The organism is Vibrio sp. 10N.261.52.A1 (assembly GCF_002876325.1).
GTDB lineage: Bacteria > Pseudomonadota > Gammaproteobacteria > Enterobacterales > Vibrionaceae > Vibrio > Vibrio chagasii.
The window spans coordinates 1-447 of the sequence record NZ_MCYD01000372.1; the positions used below are offsets into that span (position 1 = coordinate 1).

General features: G+C 48.1%; 1 pseudogene. It reads right to left on the bottom strand.

Annotated features, from left to right (window positions below):
• Positions 1 to 431, bottom strand: a pseudogene (locus BCT81_RS04465) (acetyl-CoA C-acyltransferase); the annotation flags it as partial.
• Between the last annotated feature and the right edge of the window lie 16 nt (positions 432 to 447).

Genomic DNA, 447 nt, shown 5'->3' on the forward strand with positions numbered 1-447 from the left:
AATAAATTTGCAGCTAGCTTTTTGGAAACGCCAATAGGCAATACAGAAGAAGAGTCTGCACCACCAGCAATGCCGACATCAATCGTGCCAGCCATTATGCTTTCAGTCACATTAACTGCAGCTTGGAAACTGGTCGCACATGCTCGAGTTACACTGTAGGCATCAGTATTGATATCCATGCCTGTGCCCAACACGATTTCACGCGCGATGTTCGGTGCTTCTGGCATTTGCACTACTTGGCCGAACACGACTTGTTCGATAAGCGCAGGATCGACATCTGTTCTTGCAAGCATTTCGCTCACAACCATTTTGCCTAAGTCGACCGCAGGCACTTGACTAAATTCTGTGCTCTGTCGAGCGAATGGGGTTCGTAATCCAGCGACAACGGCAACACGTTCTCCAGAACGCGTTTTGACTTCCTGTTTGCCCATGGTTTCTCCTTAAAGT